At 30.2% G+C, this 17,116-nt stretch carries 17 protein-coding genes; all 17 read right to left on the bottom strand.

The annotated features are described in order from the left end of the window. Positions 1 to 27 precede the first annotated feature (27 nt). The 17 genes from M4I44_RS01480 to M4I44_RS01560 all read right to left on the bottom strand — a co-directional run bounded on the left by M4I44_RS01480 (position 28) and on the right by M4I44_RS01560 (position 17,098). Complete coding sequence (locus tag M4I44_RS01480; RefSeq protein ID WP_249966329.1) at positions 28 to 1,998, bottom strand: nucleoside-diphosphate sugar epimerase/dehydratase; 1,971 nt, start codon at positions 1,996 to 1,998, stop codon at positions 28 to 30. 85 nt (positions 1,999 to 2,083) lie between these two features. After that, positions 2,084 to 2,968, bottom strand: coding sequence for a glucose-1-phosphate thymidylyltransferase RfbA (rfbA, locus tag M4I44_RS01485; protein WP_249966330.1), 885 nt, complete (start codon positions 2,966 to 2,968; stop codon positions 2,084 to 2,086). Positions 2,969 to 3,040: 72 nt separating this feature from the next. Beyond that, the gene (gene rfbD / locus M4I44_RS01490) at positions 3,041 to 3,886 is read right to left on the bottom strand and encodes a dTDP-4-dehydrorhamnose reductase (RefSeq protein WP_249966331.1); all 846 of its coding nucleotides are present in this window, start codon (positions 3,884 to 3,886) and stop codon (positions 3,041 to 3,043) included. Continuing rightward, complete coding sequence (rfbC, locus tag M4I44_RS01495) at positions 3,886 to 4,434, bottom strand: dTDP-4-dehydrorhamnose 3,5-epimerase (protein WP_249966332.1); 549 nt, start codon at positions 4,432 to 4,434, stop codon at positions 3,886 to 3,888. The genes rfbD and rfbC overlap by 1 nt, the downstream gene beginning before the upstream one ends. A 29-nt stretch (positions 4,435 to 4,463) precedes the next feature. Continuing rightward, positions 4,464 to 5,603 carry a DegT/DnrJ/EryC1/StrS aminotransferase family protein gene (locus M4I44_RS01500; RefSeq protein ID WP_249966333.1) on the bottom strand — a complete coding sequence of 380 codons (1,140 nt, stop codon included), beginning with the start codon at positions 5,601 to 5,603 and terminating at the stop codon, positions 4,464 to 4,466. Continuing rightward, positions 5,596 to 6,021 (bottom strand): hypothetical protein, encoded by a 426-nt coding sequence (locus tag M4I44_RS01505; protein WP_249966334.1) that lies wholly within the window; start codon positions 6,019 to 6,021, stop codon positions 5,596 to 5,598. The genes M4I44_RS01500 and M4I44_RS01505 overlap by 8 nt, the downstream gene beginning before the upstream one ends. Next, a complete protein-coding gene (locus M4I44_RS01510) occupies positions 6,011 to 6,982 on the bottom strand; it encodes a glycosyltransferase family 4 protein (protein ID WP_249966335.1) in 972 nt (323 codons plus the stop codon). The genes M4I44_RS01505 and M4I44_RS01510 overlap by 11 nt, the downstream gene beginning before the upstream one ends. Positions 6,983 to 7,015: 33 nt before the next feature. Continuing rightward, positions 7,016 to 7,906, bottom strand: a complete 891-nt coding sequence (locus M4I44_RS01515; protein ID WP_249966336.1) for an NAD(P)-dependent oxidoreductase — start codon at positions 7,904 to 7,906, stop codon at positions 7,016 to 7,018. A gap of 10 nt (positions 7,907 to 7,916) precedes the next feature. Further along, positions 7,917 to 8,951, bottom strand: coding sequence for a hypothetical protein (locus M4I44_RS01520; protein WP_249966337.1), 1,035 nt, complete (start codon positions 8,949 to 8,951; stop codon positions 7,917 to 7,919). After that, positions 8,948 to 10,081 carry an SDR family NAD(P)-dependent oxidoreductase gene (locus M4I44_RS01525; RefSeq protein WP_249966338.1) on the bottom strand — a complete coding sequence of 378 codons (1,134 nt, stop codon included), beginning with the start codon at positions 10,079 to 10,081 and terminating at the stop codon, positions 8,948 to 8,950. Before M4I44_RS01525 ends, M4I44_RS01520 begins: the two co-directional genes overlap by 4 nt. A gap of 168 nt (positions 10,082 to 10,249) precedes the next feature. After that, positions 10,250 to 10,963: a glycosyltransferase gene (locus M4I44_RS01530; RefSeq protein ID WP_249966339.1), complete on the bottom strand. Its 714-nt coding sequence runs from the start codon at positions 10,961 to 10,963 to the stop codon at positions 10,250 to 10,252. Positions 10,964 to 10,967: 4 nt separating this feature from the next. Beyond that, the gene (locus M4I44_RS01535; protein ID WP_249966340.1) at positions 10,968 to 12,074 is read right to left on the bottom strand and encodes a DegT/DnrJ/EryC1/StrS aminotransferase family protein; all 1,107 of its coding nucleotides are present in this window, start codon (positions 12,072 to 12,074) and stop codon (positions 10,968 to 10,970) included. Then, positions 12,074 to 12,544 (bottom strand): acyltransferase, encoded by a 471-nt coding sequence (locus M4I44_RS01540; protein WP_249966341.1) that lies wholly within the window; start codon positions 12,542 to 12,544, stop codon positions 12,074 to 12,076. Before M4I44_RS01540 ends, M4I44_RS01535 begins: the two co-directional genes overlap by 1 nt. Continuing rightward, positions 12,544 to 13,560: a Gfo/Idh/MocA family protein gene (locus M4I44_RS01545; RefSeq protein ID WP_249966342.1), complete on the bottom strand. Its 1,017-nt coding sequence runs from the start codon at positions 13,558 to 13,560 to the stop codon at positions 12,544 to 12,546. The genes M4I44_RS01540 and M4I44_RS01545 overlap by 1 nt, the downstream gene beginning before the upstream one ends. Before the next feature lie 16 nt (positions 13,561 to 13,576). Then, the gene (locus M4I44_RS01550; protein WP_249966343.1) at positions 13,577 to 14,800 is read right to left on the bottom strand and encodes a glycosyltransferase; all 1,224 of its coding nucleotides are present in this window, start codon (positions 14,798 to 14,800) and stop codon (positions 13,577 to 13,579) included. Positions 14,801 to 14,813: 13 nt separating this feature from the next. Continuing rightward, the gene (locus tag M4I44_RS01555) at positions 14,814 to 15,947 is read right to left on the bottom strand and encodes a hypothetical protein (RefSeq protein WP_249966344.1); all 1,134 of its coding nucleotides are present in this window, start codon (positions 15,945 to 15,947) and stop codon (positions 14,814 to 14,816) included. A gap of 2 nt (positions 15,948 to 15,949) precedes the next feature. Further along, positions 15,950 to 17,098: an N-acetyl sugar amidotransferase gene (locus M4I44_RS01560; RefSeq protein ID WP_371922990.1), complete on the bottom strand. Its 1,149-nt coding sequence runs from the start codon at positions 17,096 to 17,098 to the stop codon at positions 15,950 to 15,952. Between the last annotated feature and the right edge of the window lie 18 nt (positions 17,099 to 17,116).

A 17,116-nucleotide genomic window follows, 5' to 3' on the forward strand; every position in this document is an offset into this window, starting at 1 on the left:
TTAAATCCTAATTCAAATAAAGTCAATTTATTTGTCCAGAACTTCAAAAGTAGAATTCATGCTTTTAAATTCAGGAACAATTTTCTTCATTTTGGCTACAATATCTTCATTATCATAAAAATCAGCTATTCCAATAAGTTCATCAATCTCGATATGCAGATTCTCGTACTCGTCCTGAATTTCCTGAGCGATCATAATTTTATTGTGATACGTTGGTAAAGTTTTAGAAGTATCGTTTAACAACTCTTCATAAAGCTTCTCTCCAGGTCTAAGACCAACCACTTTAATCTTTATTTCTTTATCAGGAATAAAGCCCGCAAGTTTAATCATTTTCCTAGCCAGATCGATAATTTTTACAGGTTTACCCATATCGAAAATATAAATCTCGCCTCCATTTCCCATCGCCCCAGCTTCTAAAACTAATTGACAAGCTTCAGGAATAGTCATGAAATAACGAATAATATCTTGATGAGTTATAGTTACAGGACCACCCTCCGCAATCTGTTTCGTAAACAAAGGAACAACTGATCCATTTGAGCCTAGTACATTACCAAAACGTGTTGTGATAAATTTAGTTACACTCTCACCACCATTCTCTCTCTGATTTTTCAGGAATAAAGATTGAACATATTTTTCAGCGATTCGTTTACTCGCTCCCATTACATTACTAGGATTCACGGCCTTATCTGTAGAAACCATGACAAACTTCTTGACATGATACTTACAGGATAAATCTGCTAAATTCTTAGTTCCTTTAATATTAGTATGAATAGCCTGTGCCGGATTTTCTTCCATTAATGGAACATGTTTGTATGCAGCGGCATGAAAAACAACATGTGGATTATAATTTTTGAAAACTTTTTCCAAAGCTTTTTTACTTCTAACATCAGCAACTACAGCTATAATTTTTGATTCGGAACCAAATGTTGCGGTTTCCAAACACAAATTATGAAGCGGCGTTTCGGCATGATCCAAAATAACAACCATTTTGGGATTAAAACCTAGAACTTGTCTAACAATTTCACTCCCTATAGATCCTGCTGCACCAGTAATAAGAACTGTTTTGTCTTTTAATTGTTTCGAAATTGACTTACTGTCGAGAACAATAGGTTTTCTTTCTAATAAATCTTCAATCTGAATATTTTTTACTTTTTGAGAAATCTCTTTTTGGTTCTCCCAATCCGAAATCAAGGGAACTGTGTATACTCTATAATTGAACTCTAAACACTGGTCTACAATAATTAATTGTTCGTCTTTGGATAAACTTTTATCAGCAATAATAACACCTTCTGCAGCTACAGAACGCATTAAAGCCGGTAATTTTTTTCTTAAAATCAGGATAGGCAAATCCAGCATTCGCTTAGATGCATTCTGATTGTTTTTGTCAACAAATCCAACAATTTTAAATCTCGAAGGAGTTTCAAACTTTAATGCATTAGCAACAGAAATTGCATTGGCATCTGTTCCGTAAATTACAGTTCGAATTAACTTTGTGGTTGTTTTTTCAGAAAAGTAAAGTTCAAATGTTTGCTTTACAATCACACGATATAAAAACAATCCACAGAATGACAATACCAAATTAATAAAAAGAGCCGTGTTTAAAAATGCTTTATGACCTGTATACAATTCAAAAACCAAATTGAAAAACAAGAAAAACACCAAAACTGACATTTGAGAAAACAGTAATTTTATAGCGTCTATATATGAAGAGTGTCGTATAATACCAGAGTATGTTCTGAATAACCAAAAGAAAAATATATTAATACCTATTAAACTCGAGACGAAAAAAGACTGATGAGAGGTAATAATATAGCCTAATGCCGTTCCTTCAAACAGCATATAGGTAAAAGTAAACGAGAAGATCAACACCATTATATCAATGGCAATAATGATCCACCTAGGCAAATAACTTAGGTTATTAATACTAGCTCGCAAGTTTCTTGGTGAGAAAGAATTATGCAATATAGAAGCTATTTTGGTTGATTTATCAGTATCCAATTCTGGTTCCGTTTGATTTTGTAAACTTTGTATAACCTACAAAGGTACAAATTAAAGGTTTTAAAAAATTATTCCCCTATATAAATTAGATTTTAACACCTTTTTTCTTTTGTCTTAAAAATTCTAATAAATATGTTCCATATCCTGATTTCACTAAAGGTAATGCAAGTTCCTCTAATTGAGCATCATTAATAAACCCTTGTCGCCAAGCAATTTCCTCAATACAACCCACTTTTAAACCTTGTCTTTCCTCAAGTACCTGCACAAATTGGCCAGCCTGCATCAAACTATTGAAAGTCCCTGTATCTAGCCAAGCCGTTCCTCTGCTTAAAATACCAACTTTTAATTTCTCCTTTTCAAGATAAACTTTATTAACATCAGTAATTTCGTATTCACCACGTGCACTAGGTTTAATATTCTTAGCAATTTCTACAACCGAATTATCATAAAAATATAATCCCGGAACGGCATAATTTGATTTTGGTTCCAGAGGTTTTTCTTCAATAGAAACAGCCTTCTTATTCTCATCAAATTCAACCACCCCATATCTTTCAGGATCTGAAACATGGTAAGCAAAAACAACGCCTCCTTCAGGGTCTGCATTATCTTTTAATAATTGTTGCATATTTGTTCCGAAAAAGATATTATCTCCAAGAACTAATGCCACTTTATCATTACCAATAAAGTCTTCCCCAATTACAAAAGCCTGAGCTAGTCCATTAGGATCTGGCTGCTCTTCATAACTAAATTTACATCCGATTGCACTCCCATCACCTAAGAGCTTTTTAAAATTTGGCAAATCATGAGGCGTTGAAATTATCAAAATTTCATTAATTCCAGCCATCATCAATGTTGACAAAGGATAATAGATCATCGGTTTATCGTAAACAGGCATCATCTGCTTGCTCATGGCAAGTGTTAAAGGATGCAAACGGGTGCCAGAGCCTCCTGCTAATATAATTCCTTTCATAAATCTTTAATTTTAGATTTTAGATTTTAGACTCTGATTACTCAAAACGCCAAAAATTCTAATGTTAGATTTTTAAACAAACATTTTTTTTAAACTTTCTTTATAATTTGGTACATCTAAATTATAAATAGTTTTGATTTTTTTCTTATCCAATAATGAAAAGTTTGGTCGCTTTGCTGGAGTTGGGTAAGATGACGATGGAATCCCTCCTACTTTACAGTTATAAGCACCAAATTCTTTAATAGTTAACGCAAATTCGTACCAGCTAATTTCTCCTTCATTTGAATAATTATAAATCCCAGGAATCCATTTTGAAGATTCAAGAATATTTACCATTGCCTGAGCTAAATCTGCAGCATAAGTTGGTGAGCCAACCTGATCATTAACCACGTTAATCTCTTCTCTTTCCTGCATCAAACGTTGCATGGTTTTAACAAAATTATTTCCGAATTTGCTATAAACCCATGAAGTTCTAATAATAATTGAATTAGGACATTCTTTTATACAACAATTTTCTCCAGCTAATTTACTTTCTCCATAAACATTTACCGGATTCGTTTCTGCCTCTTCATCTAAAGCAACTGATGAAGTTCCGTCAAATACATAATCAGTAGAAACATGAATCAGCTGTGTGTTATTGTCTTTAGCATATTTAGCAATTAATTCTACAGCTTTATTATTAACAATAAATGCTAACTCTTTTTCATTTTCGGCTTTGTCTACCGCCGTATAGGCACCACAATTAAATATAACATCTGGACTAATTTCATTTAATTGAAATTGCAATAATTCTAAATTATCTAAAGTCGCTTTTGTACGGTCAGCAAAAATCCATTCGTATTGAGAACAAGAAGTAGATAAAACTGAAAGTTCAGATCCTAACTGTCCGGTTGCTCCTGTTACAAGAATCTTTTTCATTAAAATAAACTATTACAATTTTCAATAAAAGGAAGAATTTGATCTTTTTCAGAAACGATGGCTTCTTTTAAATCCATCCCCCAATCAATATTTAAAGATGGGTCGTCAAATTTAATTCCTCCTTCGGAAGCTTTATTATAAAACTGATCACATTTATACATCACAGATGCTGTTTCGCTTATCACAGAGAATCCATGAGCAAAACCTTGAGGAACTAATAGCTGTTTTTTATTTTCTGCCGATAATAAAACACTGAACGATTTTCCATAAGTTGGTGAATCTTTTCTTAAATCTACTGCAACATCAATAATTTCGCCTTCCAAAACACGAACCAATTTTGTTTGAGCAAACGGAGGGTTCTGATAATGTAAACCTCTCAAAGTTCCTTTTTTTGAAAAGGACTGATTGTCCTGAACGAATTCAATATCAATTCCTAAATCTTCGAATTTAGTTTTACTATAAGATTCGAAAAAGTAACCACGTTCATCTCCAAAAATGGTCGGTTCTACAATCACTAGATCTTTTATAAATGTTTTCTCTATTTTCATTTTTATATTATATTCTTTAAACTAAATTATTACTTAAAAAAAGCATTTATTACTTCCTCAATTCTATTTTTATTCTCATTTGTAAGATTTGAACCTGAAGGTAAACATAATCCTTTTTCAAACAAGTCTTCTGCAATTTTACTTCCATAATACGGATATGTTTCAAAAACAGGCTGCAAATGCAAAGGCTTCCAAAGCGGACGACTCTCAATATTTTCTTTTTCCAAAGCCAATTGTAAACTTTCTCTAATTATATTACTAGTAATATCCGGATCAATCAAAATAGTATTTAGCCAGTAATTTGAAAAATGATCTTCGTTAAAGACTTCAAAAAGTTCAACATTATCAATTGAACTAAAAATATTTTTATAGAAGTTATGATTTATAATTTTTGATTCAATATTTGCTTCCAAACTTCTCATTTGTCCTAGGCCAATACCTGCACAAATATTACTCATTCTGTAATTATAACCTATTTCACTATGTTGAAAATGAACTGCTTTATCCTTTGACTGCGTTGCATAAAAAATGGCTCGTTCTTTTATCTCTTTGGAATTAGAAATTAATGCCCCTCCACATGAAGTGGTAATAATTTTGTTACCATTAAAGGATAAAATTCCAAAACTACCAAAACTACCACATTTTTTTCCTTTGTAAGCACTACCTAGAGCTTCGGCACTATCTTCTATAACAGGTATTTCATAACGATCAGCGACTGCATGAATTTCGTCAACTTTATAAGGCGTACCATATAAATGAACAGCAATTATTGCCTTTGGTTTCTTTCCTTTTTTTATCCTGTCCTTTATCGCAATTTCCAAACTCTCAGGACAGATATTCCAGGTGTCACTTTCACTATCAATAAAAATAGGTTTTGCTCCTTGATATAAAATAGGATTAGCTGATGCTGAAAATGTCATGGTTTGACAAATTACCTCATCATCTGCTTTAACTCCAAGTAAAATTAAGGCTAGATGAATTGCGGATGTCCCTGAATTTAATACTGTTACAAATGAATCATTTTTGTAATAATTTTCAAGTTTACTTTCGAACTCCTCAACATTTGGTCCTCCAGAAGTTATCCAATTTGTCTCCAATGCTTTTTGAATATATTCATTTTCAAAGCCAGTTTGTTGCGACAATGATAAGTAGATCCTTTTTTTATCCATTTATAGACCAATAATCTAAAGGATAACGAACATCATCTTCATTTACACTGGTTAATGGCAAAGTAGAGAACGATATCAATTTTGAACCTGCTTCCAAGGATTCAATAGCATTTGCATAACCTGCCGGAATATGAACTATTTTACTGTCAGATTCTGACACCAGAACAGTCTCGATAAGCAAATCTTTTGAAGGACTTTCCCAATTATCTATTTTAATAAAATGAATTTTGAAGCAACCGTTTAAGCAATAAAAATTTTTAGCATCTAATTTGTGCCCTTGCCAAGCCCGAATAGGGTTTTCAACAGAGTTACTAATTATATAAAATCTTTCAATATCTTCAAAAGTAAAATCATTTACATAGGTGATACTCCCCCTATAATCTGAAAATTTCCCTCCTTGTATAATTTTAGGCTCCATGATTCAATCGTAAATTACTTTTTTTTAATAAATAAAATTTTGATGAATAAAGAAGTAATAAGGGTACAATTACAATTATGAATATAATTGCATCCTCAACTTTTTGGTAAAGAAAAATCACTACTAACGAAATTCCTGCCTGAGCTAAAGCATAAAGAAGAGATACCAGTCTGTGCTGTATCTTATATTCGTTACTAAGTATCTGATATAAATGCAATCTATGAGCTTCAAAAATATTCTGCTTAAGATAAAGTCTGTGCAGAATTGTACAAACAGCATCAACTCCATAAACTGACAAAAATAATAACCAAAGAAGTGATTCTGTTTTCAGGATTAATTTTAATACTAAATAAATTACCCAAAAAGCTATAGCAATACTTCCTACATCTCCGGCAAAGCATTTTGCTTTTTTTCTATAATTAAAAAAAAGAAAAACAAGACTTGCCATCATGGCATACCAAATAAAACTTCCATCGGTAAAAAGCTGAATATTTGTATTTACATACAGTAACAATGCCATAACGGTCAAAGTATACAAGCCAGTAATTCCATTAATACCATCCATGAAATTATAAGCATTGATAAGACCTATTGCCAAAACATATGCAATTGCAACGCCCCAAATTGGTAGTAAATGAAATAAATCTAGGTCATAAAAAATTAAACTGATTGCCAAAAAATGTACACCAATTCTAATCTTATTAGATAAATTTTGAATATCATCCCAAAAACTAACTAAACTAACTAATGTTATTCCTGTAAAGAAAAAGTAATTATTTTGGATATGCTGAACAAAGTATATCAAAGCAGAAAACCAAAAGATGATCCCTCCTCCTCTTAAAGTTATTTCTGTATGCGAACTTCTCTGATTGGGTTTATCGATAATATTAAAACGATCAGCTACTTTAAAATAAAGCAGCATTATAATCATTAAAAAAAATCCTAGAATTGTATATTCCATTACTAACTTATGATAATTCTGATTGTTATCAAATTAAAATATTTTTTTTCTTTTTATGTAATCTAAAACTGGTTCACTTTTCCAATCTAAAAATAGTCTTGCTTTTGAATCGTCAAAAGTTAAATCTGATGTTATTTTTTTTACTTTTAATGATGTAATTGGAGCTTTATCACCTAAAACATCTCCTATTTTCCCTAATAACTTAGCTAAACTTAATGGTAAACTAAAAAATTTCTTTTTAGAAATTGCATAACTTAATTCAAAAAAACTCGGATGCTTACCATCTGTCAAATTATAAATTCCGCCAACTGGGGCAGCTATAGTAATAAAAGAAGCTACATCCTTAGCTAAAACCATACTTTTTTTAGCCTTACCACTATCAATATTAAAATAGTAACCTTTATTTATAGCTTTTCCCATAGCTCCCAAATTACCAGGAGGGTTTTTACCTACTAATAGTGGTAAGCGTAAAACTGTACACGTAACATCATTTTTATGACACCAATTGATAATTACTCTCTCTGCTTCGATCTTACTTAAACCGTATGGATCAACGGCCTCTAATGAATAACTTTCATTTATGTTATTTCCTTTTTCTTGTCCATATACTGCAACAGAACTTACAAAAACAAATTCTTTAGGCAAACATTTCTCAAGTGCTTTCAATAAATTTAATGTTCCTAAAACATTCACATTATAGAATTCTTTTATCTCCGATTCAGTTTTCGGAACGGAGTGAGCCTTTCCAGCTGCATGAATAACTAAATCAAACTTTTCTTTAAGCTCAAGTTTATCTTTTTCTAGGCAAACACTGTAATCAGCATTTTTCCGTGATAATGTTTTAATATTAAAAACATTAGACAATTCCTCTCTAATATTTGATCCTAAAAAACCGTTTGCCCCTGTTAGCAGTGTGTTTATCAAAACTTTAAATTTAAAATTTATAATCTAACCAATTAAAAAAATATTCATCAAAAAATAATTCTTCAAGCCAACCAGATATCGACATTCTATCATATAGATCTTCATTAATTTCAATAAAAGGCAATTCAAAAAAACTATAATCTAAACTAATATCGTTTCGATCAATCACATAAATATTATTAGTATTATAAAAAGGGTATTGTTTTATATCAGTATTTGTAGTTATTAATTTTCTACTGCTGCCTAAAGCTTCGAAAACCCTCATTGTCAATCCTCTTTGATTAGGATGATTTATATCCAAAACGATTTTAGAATCTTTATATAAATTTATTATTTCTTCATGCTTTAAACTCTTGAATGAAATATTTTTGTACTTAAATTTTTTAAACGATTCATCAAACAATTTAAAAAAGAAAAAAACTAATCTGCTAGGAGAATAATAAAATGCAAAATTTTTAAGTTTCTTCTGTCTACACCACTCAGCTACTTTTTCACTAATAACATATCTATCCGAGTGGGCGGTCCCTATGAAAAGTAAATCGTACTTTGGGTTATTTATACTTCCCAATTTATAGTAATCATCAGAAAAAAACAAAGGTCTAAATGCAATATTATAAGTTTGTGAATCTTTTGAATCGAAAGTGTATTTCTTGTCAAAATTTTTCAAAATATCCACTCCATTTGGATTATTCTCAAAAGAATCAAAAGTATAGTACAAAAGAGTAATATTCGGATTTAACTCTCGAACCTTCTCTATAAAATACTGTGGAATAACTTCTCCTTTAATTAAAAAAAAATAATCGTAATTTTTATTTTCAATATCCTTTAAAATGTCTCTATAATAGTTTGAAATCTTAACATAATAGAGACTTCTTTTTAATCTGATTATTCCTTTCGTTAATATTGAATTACTAGGCCTCTCATCATAATAATCAACATGAGCTCCCAACGACCTTAACTTATCTGCAATGATATTTTCATAGTTAAATAATTTAACAGAGAAAAAAAGAATCCTTTTATTATTAAAACTTTTATTTTTTATCACTTTAACAAACCTTTCTTTTTCATTTCTTCCAATGAAATACTTAGTCTATCCTCTTGGATTTCTTGCTCTAAGACCCATGCAGAAAATTTCGCAATACCTTCTCTAAAAAAAACTTTTGGTTCAAATCCTAATAAGGATTTTATTTTAGTTAAATCCGCAAAATTATGACGTATATCCCCTAATCTAAATTTTCCAGTCACAGTTACAGGAACATTAATATCGTAAGCTTTAATCAATGAATTTGCAACTTCAAGGACATCTGTTGCAACACCAGTTCCTACGTTAAAAACTTGTCCGTTTGCTTCTTCTTTTTCAATTCCAAGAATTGTCGCATTTACGACATCGTCAATAAATACAAAATCTCTAGTTTCTTTTCCATCTTCAAAAATTTGAATTGGATTATTATTTCTAATTTGAGTTGAAAAAATAGATAAAATACCTGTATATGGATTGGAAAGTGATTGTCCTGGGCCATAAACATTTTGATATCTAAATCCTACTGGTGCTATACCTAATGTAGGGCAAACAGTCATAATCATTTGCTCTTGATTTTGCTTTGTAATACCATATACAGAAGAAGGATGAATTTTCGATTCTTCATCTGTAGCCAATAACTCAAGTAGTTCATTGTCTTTGTATGTTAACTCAAAATTTCCAGCCAACATACTTTCTTCTTTTCTGTGAGAAGGATAAACAATTCCTAATTGAGGATGTTTGTATTTTCCTTCTCCATAAATAGATCTTGAAGAAGCAATTACAATTTTTTCTACAGAGTTTTTATTATTAGCTAAAATATCTAACATAATTGCTGTTCCTTGAATATTAACCTCTGTATATTTTTCGATACAATACATTGATTGCCCAGTTCCTGTTTCGGCTGCAAAATGTACAATTATATGTTGGTTTTCTAAGGCTTTTGTCCAGTCTTCTCTTGACGTTACTGTTCCTTTAATAAAAAAGACTTTATCTTTTATACTATTGTATAATGGTGATGTAATTTCTGGATTTTGTCCGTGTATTTGCTGAGAAAGATTATCTAAAACCGTAATTTTATAACCTTTTTCAATAAGTTTCAATGCAAGATTACTCCCAATAAATCCTGCCCCTCCAGTTATAAGTATATTTTTCATTTATTTTTATTAATGCTTAGTTTTAATTATTTCCCCTTTTCAGATATTGTTTTTTTTATAAACTACAATTCCCCTTCTTCTCTATTATTGTGGAAAATTTATAAGTTTAGTATAATAATTGCCCTAATATTAGGTTTTGACAAATCAAATATCTCTTACCCAATTAATTCATGAAGATATTCTAAAACGTGATATTACCTGAAAAAAGCAATAAAATCTAATTTCAAGCTTTTTAAATACTGAATTCTCACTTGATTTACCTCCAGTAGAAACATTTTTTTCATGCCTCCTATATTTGATTAAGGGCTCTTTAATCACAGTTGCTTTATAATAAAATTGGGCAATAAATGAAATCCACATATCATGGGGACATAATTCCTTTTTAACAGGAAATGGCAATATTCGTGGTAAAATTTCCCTTTTAAATGCCATGCAAGCACCTAAATATTGTGATTTATATAAGTTCTGAAAAAAGCCGTTTTTTCCGCCTCTTATTCCAAAATAAGTATAATTTAAATTATTTAAATCCGTATCAACGAATAAAGCGTCACTAACTACAAAATCATTATTTTTTAATAATTCTAAAGTTTTTGAAACTTTAGTATCCATCCATACATCATCTTGATCAGAAAGAAAAATATAATTACCACTTGCATGATTTATGGCATTCTCAAAATTATTTGTGTAGCCTCTTTCTAATTTATTAAAAACAATTTTGATTCTCTTATCATTAAAGCCATTAACAATACGTATGGTATTATCAACTGATCCATCATCTGAAATTATGATTTCATCATCTGAGCAAAGTTGGTGTAATATAGACTCGATTTGCTTTTTTATAAATTTTTCACCGTTATATGTTGCTAAACAAACTGATATCATACAATTATTTTTGAAAAAACTCTTTTATAGTTTCAGATACATACATAATCTGTTCCTCAGTAAGCTCAGGATACATTGGTAATGAAAGGATTTCATCTTGGTAGGCATTTGCAACAGGAAAATCACCAGGTTTGTATCCTAAATATTTATATGCTTCCATATTATGAAGTGCTACAGGATAATGAACTGCTGTTTCAATATTTCGTTCCTTTAAAAATGATGCTAGATTTTCTCTTTCCTTTGTTCTAATTACAAATAAATGAAATGAATGTTTAGAATTTGATCTGATAACTGGCAAAATAATCTCTTGAATTCCACCTAGGTATTTTTGATATAGTTTAGCATTTGAAATTCTGCTTTCAGTCCATGACAAAATATGTGGTAACTTTGCTGTTAATATTGCTGCTTGCAAACCATCCATTCTGCTGTTTATACCTTCAATAATATGATTATGCTTTTTTAATGCACCATGACGAGCAAACATTCTGCATTTCAAAGCTAGATCATCATCATTTGTTAAAATACATCCTGCATCTCCATATGCACCAAGGTTTTTTCCTGGATAGAAAGAAAATGATCCTGCAATTCCAATAGTACCCGCTCTTTTCCCATTTAAATCTGAAAAGTGAGATTGCGCACAGTCTTCGATTACAGGAATTCCATATTTATTAGCAATACTCATTATTTTATCCATTTCACACATTTGTCCTTGTAAATGAACCGGAATAATCGCTTTTGTATTTGATGTTATAGCAGCTTCTAATAAATTTTCATCGATTGTATATAAAGACGGATCAATATCTACAAAAACTGGTTTAGCTCCTGTTTGTGTAATTGTCTCTGAAGAAGAGATCCAGCTATTAGCAACTGTAATAACTTCATCCCCACTACCAATACCAAGCATTTTCATAAGAATGTATAGTGAGTCTGTACCATTTCCAACAGCAACGCAATTCTTTACTCCATATAAAGATGCAAATTTACGTTCAAACTCTTCTACATATTTCCCTCCAATAAATGCTGTTTCACTGATTACATTTTCAATTGCACTATCAATATTTTCTTTAATCGAAAGATATTGACTTTTTAAATCTACAAATGGTACTTTCATTATTTTTCTTTTTTTAAAAGTTTTGCCGGATTACCTACATATACTCCAGGTTCAATTATATTCTTTGTTACTACTGCTCCTGCTCCGATGACAACATTACTGCAAATATCTACAGGTAAAATAGTTGCGTTACTACCTATTGATACATTGTCGCCTATTTTTGTGTTTTTCCATAAAGACTTATCTCCCATCGCAGGTCCTCCTTTTGAGAATAAATCATTTATAAACATTACTCCATGACCAATAAAACAATCATTTCCAATTTCTACTAATTCACAAATAAATGTATGAGATTGTATTTTACAATTATTTCCCACTTTAACATCTTTTTGTATTTCTACAAAAGGTCCTATGAATGTATTATCACCAACAGAGCATCCATATAAATTAACTGGATTAACAATTTTAACACCACTTCCGAACTCAACATCTGATTTGATTTGTGAATTAAAATAAGTAGGCGTATTCATTAGTTTTGTTTTTTTGCTGATTTGTAAATCTTTTCAATTATTTCAACAGTTTTCAAACCTTCAAATGCATTTGTGGTTATAACACCGTCATTAGTCAGAACGTCAACTAGGTTTTCATAGATCTTATCATGATTAGACATAGACCCTTGATATGCTCCATAATTGTTTGCTGTATTTCCTGCAGGTAAATTTTCGATCTTAAATCCTTCGATGTTTTGATATTCTAATTCATTAAGGTACTGTCCTCCAATTTTTACTGTTCCTTTTTCTCCAAATATTGTTAGTGAGCCTTCCATATTTTTACCGTAACTATTAACCGTATAGTTTATTGTTCCTAAAGCCCCATTGTTAAACTCTAAGGCAACCACCCCAGTATCTTCAAATTCAATTATATTTTTATGAGCAAAATTACCTGTCAAAGCATGAACATTTTTAACATCACCTACCATCCAATAAAGCAAATCTACAAAGTGGCTAAATTGTGTATATAAAGTTCCTCCATCCATATCTTTCGTTCCTTTCCAAGAATCTTTATAGTAATCTTCATTTCTATTCCAGAAACAGCTTAATTGAACACTATAAATCTTACCTAATTTACCTTCATCAATTGCTTGTTTTATTGCAGCAACAGGCGGGTTAAATCTGTTTTGCTTAATAGCAAAAAGTCTTTTATTAGATTTTTCAGCAACTTGAATCATTTCTCCACAGTCTCCAGAACTTATCGCCATAGGTTTCTCACATATAACATGATAACCCGATTTTAAAGACTCAATACTATGTTCTGAATGTAATCCATTTGGAGAACAAACAGCTACAACATCAATATTTAAATCTTCAGATTGCAACATATCAGAAATACAATAGTATGCTTTAGCATTATATTTTTGAGCTAAAGAATCTGCTTTTTCTTTAACGTTATCGCATACTGCTACTAATTTACCATTGTTATTTATATGTTCGGCATGTCTTTGAGCAATTCTACCACATCCGATAATTGCAAAATTTATCTGTTTCATAATATTAATATTTATTTTAATTGTTTTGTTTATTGTTGCTATTTAAGCAATACTCATATATTTCTACATATTGTTTTGCTATTATCTTAGAATCAAACAATGATTTACTAATTTCAGCGATTTCATTTCTATTTTTATTCAGTAACAATTTAATTTCCTCCATTACTTCATCTGAGTTGATAGTCTCGTTTATTGTATATCCTATTCCATATTCTGAAATTAAATCGACTGCCGCGCCAACATTCTTATTCACTATAACAGGTAAACCATTTACCCAATATTCAACTACTTTTGTTCCTAATCGTGTAGCAGAATCTAATTGTACAGGAAGTGCATGAAACCCAATATCCGAGGCTGACAACCATTTATAAAGCTCATTAGATTTCGCTTCAGTAATATAATATCGCTCTTCTGGAACCTCTGCTTTAGACAACAGATTTACAATAGATTCTTTGCTATCACTGGATAAAAATAGAAACCTAAAATTATCGCTTGATTTTACGAAAAGTGATAAAACATTAGACAATGTTTGCACATTTAGTCCACTAACACCTAAGCTTCCAGAATAAACTAAAATTATATTTTCTTGCCATCCTAATTGCTTTCTTATTTTAAATCGTGAATCTTCATTAAAATAAATTTCTTCTGTGTTAACTATTATAGGATTAAGTCGTGTTACTGATTTAGGATTTACATCGTTAATGTATGTCACCATAGCTGGGGATACAGCACAATTTACTGTTGCTCGAATAAGGCATTCTTTCTCTAGTTCTAACCAATAATTATATTCCTTAGAATTCAAAATTAAGTTTCCAGCGGCAACATTTTCTGCTGGGTATAGACTTCTCAAATCGAATACAATAGGTTTATCAGAAATACGCGATGTGATAATAGTTGTCCAGTAGCTTCGACAGTGAATAATATCTCCTCGAAATTTTACAAATATTCTACAAAATAATTCTAGCCATTTTAAAAGCAGATAGGATTGCATTTTACTGCTTAATGCATAACGCAATGGCGGTAGTACAGCATAATATTTAATTTTGATTCGTTCAGGAAGAATATTTTTATAATGCTGTAATATTTTTTTATTTCTTTTATGCTTGAGTGGGCTATTTAGAACAATAATTTCAAAACTAACACTTGAATCAACATGAAGTATCGCATTCAATTTATTGATTACTTGATTTTTAAACAATCCTGAACCAATATCTTCAATTGTAAAATAGGTAATATGCATTTCTTATTAAAATTTATCTATGTAAATATTCATATTTTTTTATTCTATCTAAATTTACAAGTATCCAAATAGCAGGCAATACCGTAAACATAATTCTTATTTTAAAATCCATTATTAAAATCAATATTGTTATGAATGTAATTCCGGTAAATGACCTATATATTAGTTTGAAGTAATAAAAATATAACACAAAGAAAAGAATAAAGCCTGCATTTAAAATTATAAAAGTTGGCCCAGAATCTACTACACTTGCAATAGTATTTGGAAAAATATATTTTGTGATGTCTTTAAATGGCCTTGCCGCTTCTTCGTACAATGTTAATGGGCTTAAAGAATACATCCCGTCTTGTACTTCTGACCCATAATCCTCTAAGCTAAGTGTGCTAGTTTCCTGATCATCTAACTGTATAGTATCTTTTAATAATAAAAAGGTACTGTAAAATAAAACAATCCTTTGATAAAAAAGAAAAAACAAAATAACTCCACTTAGAACTAAAGATATGATTTTATAGAAAGTTATCTTCTTAAAAAAAATAATACAAAAAAAAACCAAGTACACTACTATACCAAATCTTCCTGTAACTAAAGTTGCTGCAAAGCCTAATAATAATTGCAAGTAACCAAAAAGATTAAACTTATAATCACTGCATCTATATTCACCATATAGATATAAAACTGTAAAAAAAGAGATCAGATCATACCCTGAAAAAAGTCCTGAAATTCTAAATTCAGAAGTAAAACTCTTACCTAATATAACATTGAAAAATACATTTAATGGTGGATAAGCGGCACACAACAATATGATAAAACAATGTATAAAAAAAACCATCTGCAAAATACTCCTTAGTAAACCATATGAAACGTTTGAAAGAAAACTTCTAAAAACTAATATGATGATCAGAAATCGAGGAACATATAAGATAATACGAAGCAAATGTTCATTTAAAGAATACAGATAAAAAGGCAGTAAAATTAAGGGAATTAGTATCGTCAGTAATAAATCACTGATTTTGACTTTTAATTCTTTAAATTGTGTACACAACAAAATTAATATTATCAGGTTACTTAACAGTTCAGACCCCATTGTTAAAAGGAAAATTACTATAAAATAAACTAGATATTTACCATCTATCTTTCTGAACTTCAAGGTTAATTATTTAAGTTTTTTTTTGTACGTTGCCCAAGTATAAATTTAGCTAATCTCTTAATACTATGTAAATATTTGCTTTTAAGAATTTTACCATAATAAGATGGATAATCATAGTAGGTCTTAATTGGACGATTCATGATTTCGTCAAATTCTTCTTCCGAAATTTTAAATTTCTTTATTAAATATTCTCTATCATCGAGTTGTTCATGAACAGGATAAGGAGGCTGATTTAACTCATCTATCGCTTCGTCACGAGTGATCACTCCTGCGCAAATAAGACTAGACAAATGCATCTTTCTTTTGTCATAACCGAATTTTGTTGGCAAAATGTATCCTTGATAAAATTTTGTATAAATAGATTCGTAGTGTTTACCACCATAATCTTTCCACTCTAATTTTTCAGTTATTATTTTCTTAGCCTCATTTTTATCATAGTCAATATAATTTAATATATTAATCCATTTTTTTGAGAATATATCCTCGAGTATAGTTAATCTGTTACCATGTGGAAAGGTCTTTATTTTTTTAGTTCCAAATATTTTTTGTACTCCTTTTATATAACCAAAATCTGAATGTCCTTGAGACCAGCTTAATGCATGGTGACTCTCTGTTTTTATATTAATGCCATTAATAACATTTTTAATATTATATTTCTTTGCAACTTGTCGCAAAACAGAAAATATAGCATGGTCAGTAGGAACTTCTGAGTCCGGAGTAGAAGATTTTAAAAATGAAAGCTGAATATCTTTAAATTCTTCCCAATCTATTACGTGAGTGTATAAATCTATATCTAACTTTTTAACAATATTTTCCATGTTTGTAACAGATAATTCAGAATTCCATCCATTATCTAAATGTACAGCAAGTGGGCGCAATCCAAATTTTTCTTTTACCAAATAAGCAACATATGTACTATCTACTCCACCGCTTAATCCAATAATGCAATCATATTCTCTAGATTTTCCATCTTTTTTTATTTTCTCAATCAATTCAACCAAAGCTCTCTCAGCTTCATCACCTTTTGGTAATTGATTGATTTGTTTATCATAATGCAAACAATGATTACAAACCCCTTGATCATTAAAAATAATATCTGGGTCTGTTGTGTCCATAACACATTTAGTACACATTGTATATTTTTCGCTCATAATTTATTCATAAATAAT

It is taken from the genome of Flavobacterium sp. B183 (assembly GCF_023539155.1).
GTDB lineage: Bacteria > Bacteroidota > Bacteroidia > Flavobacteriales > Flavobacteriaceae > Flavobacterium > Flavobacterium tructae.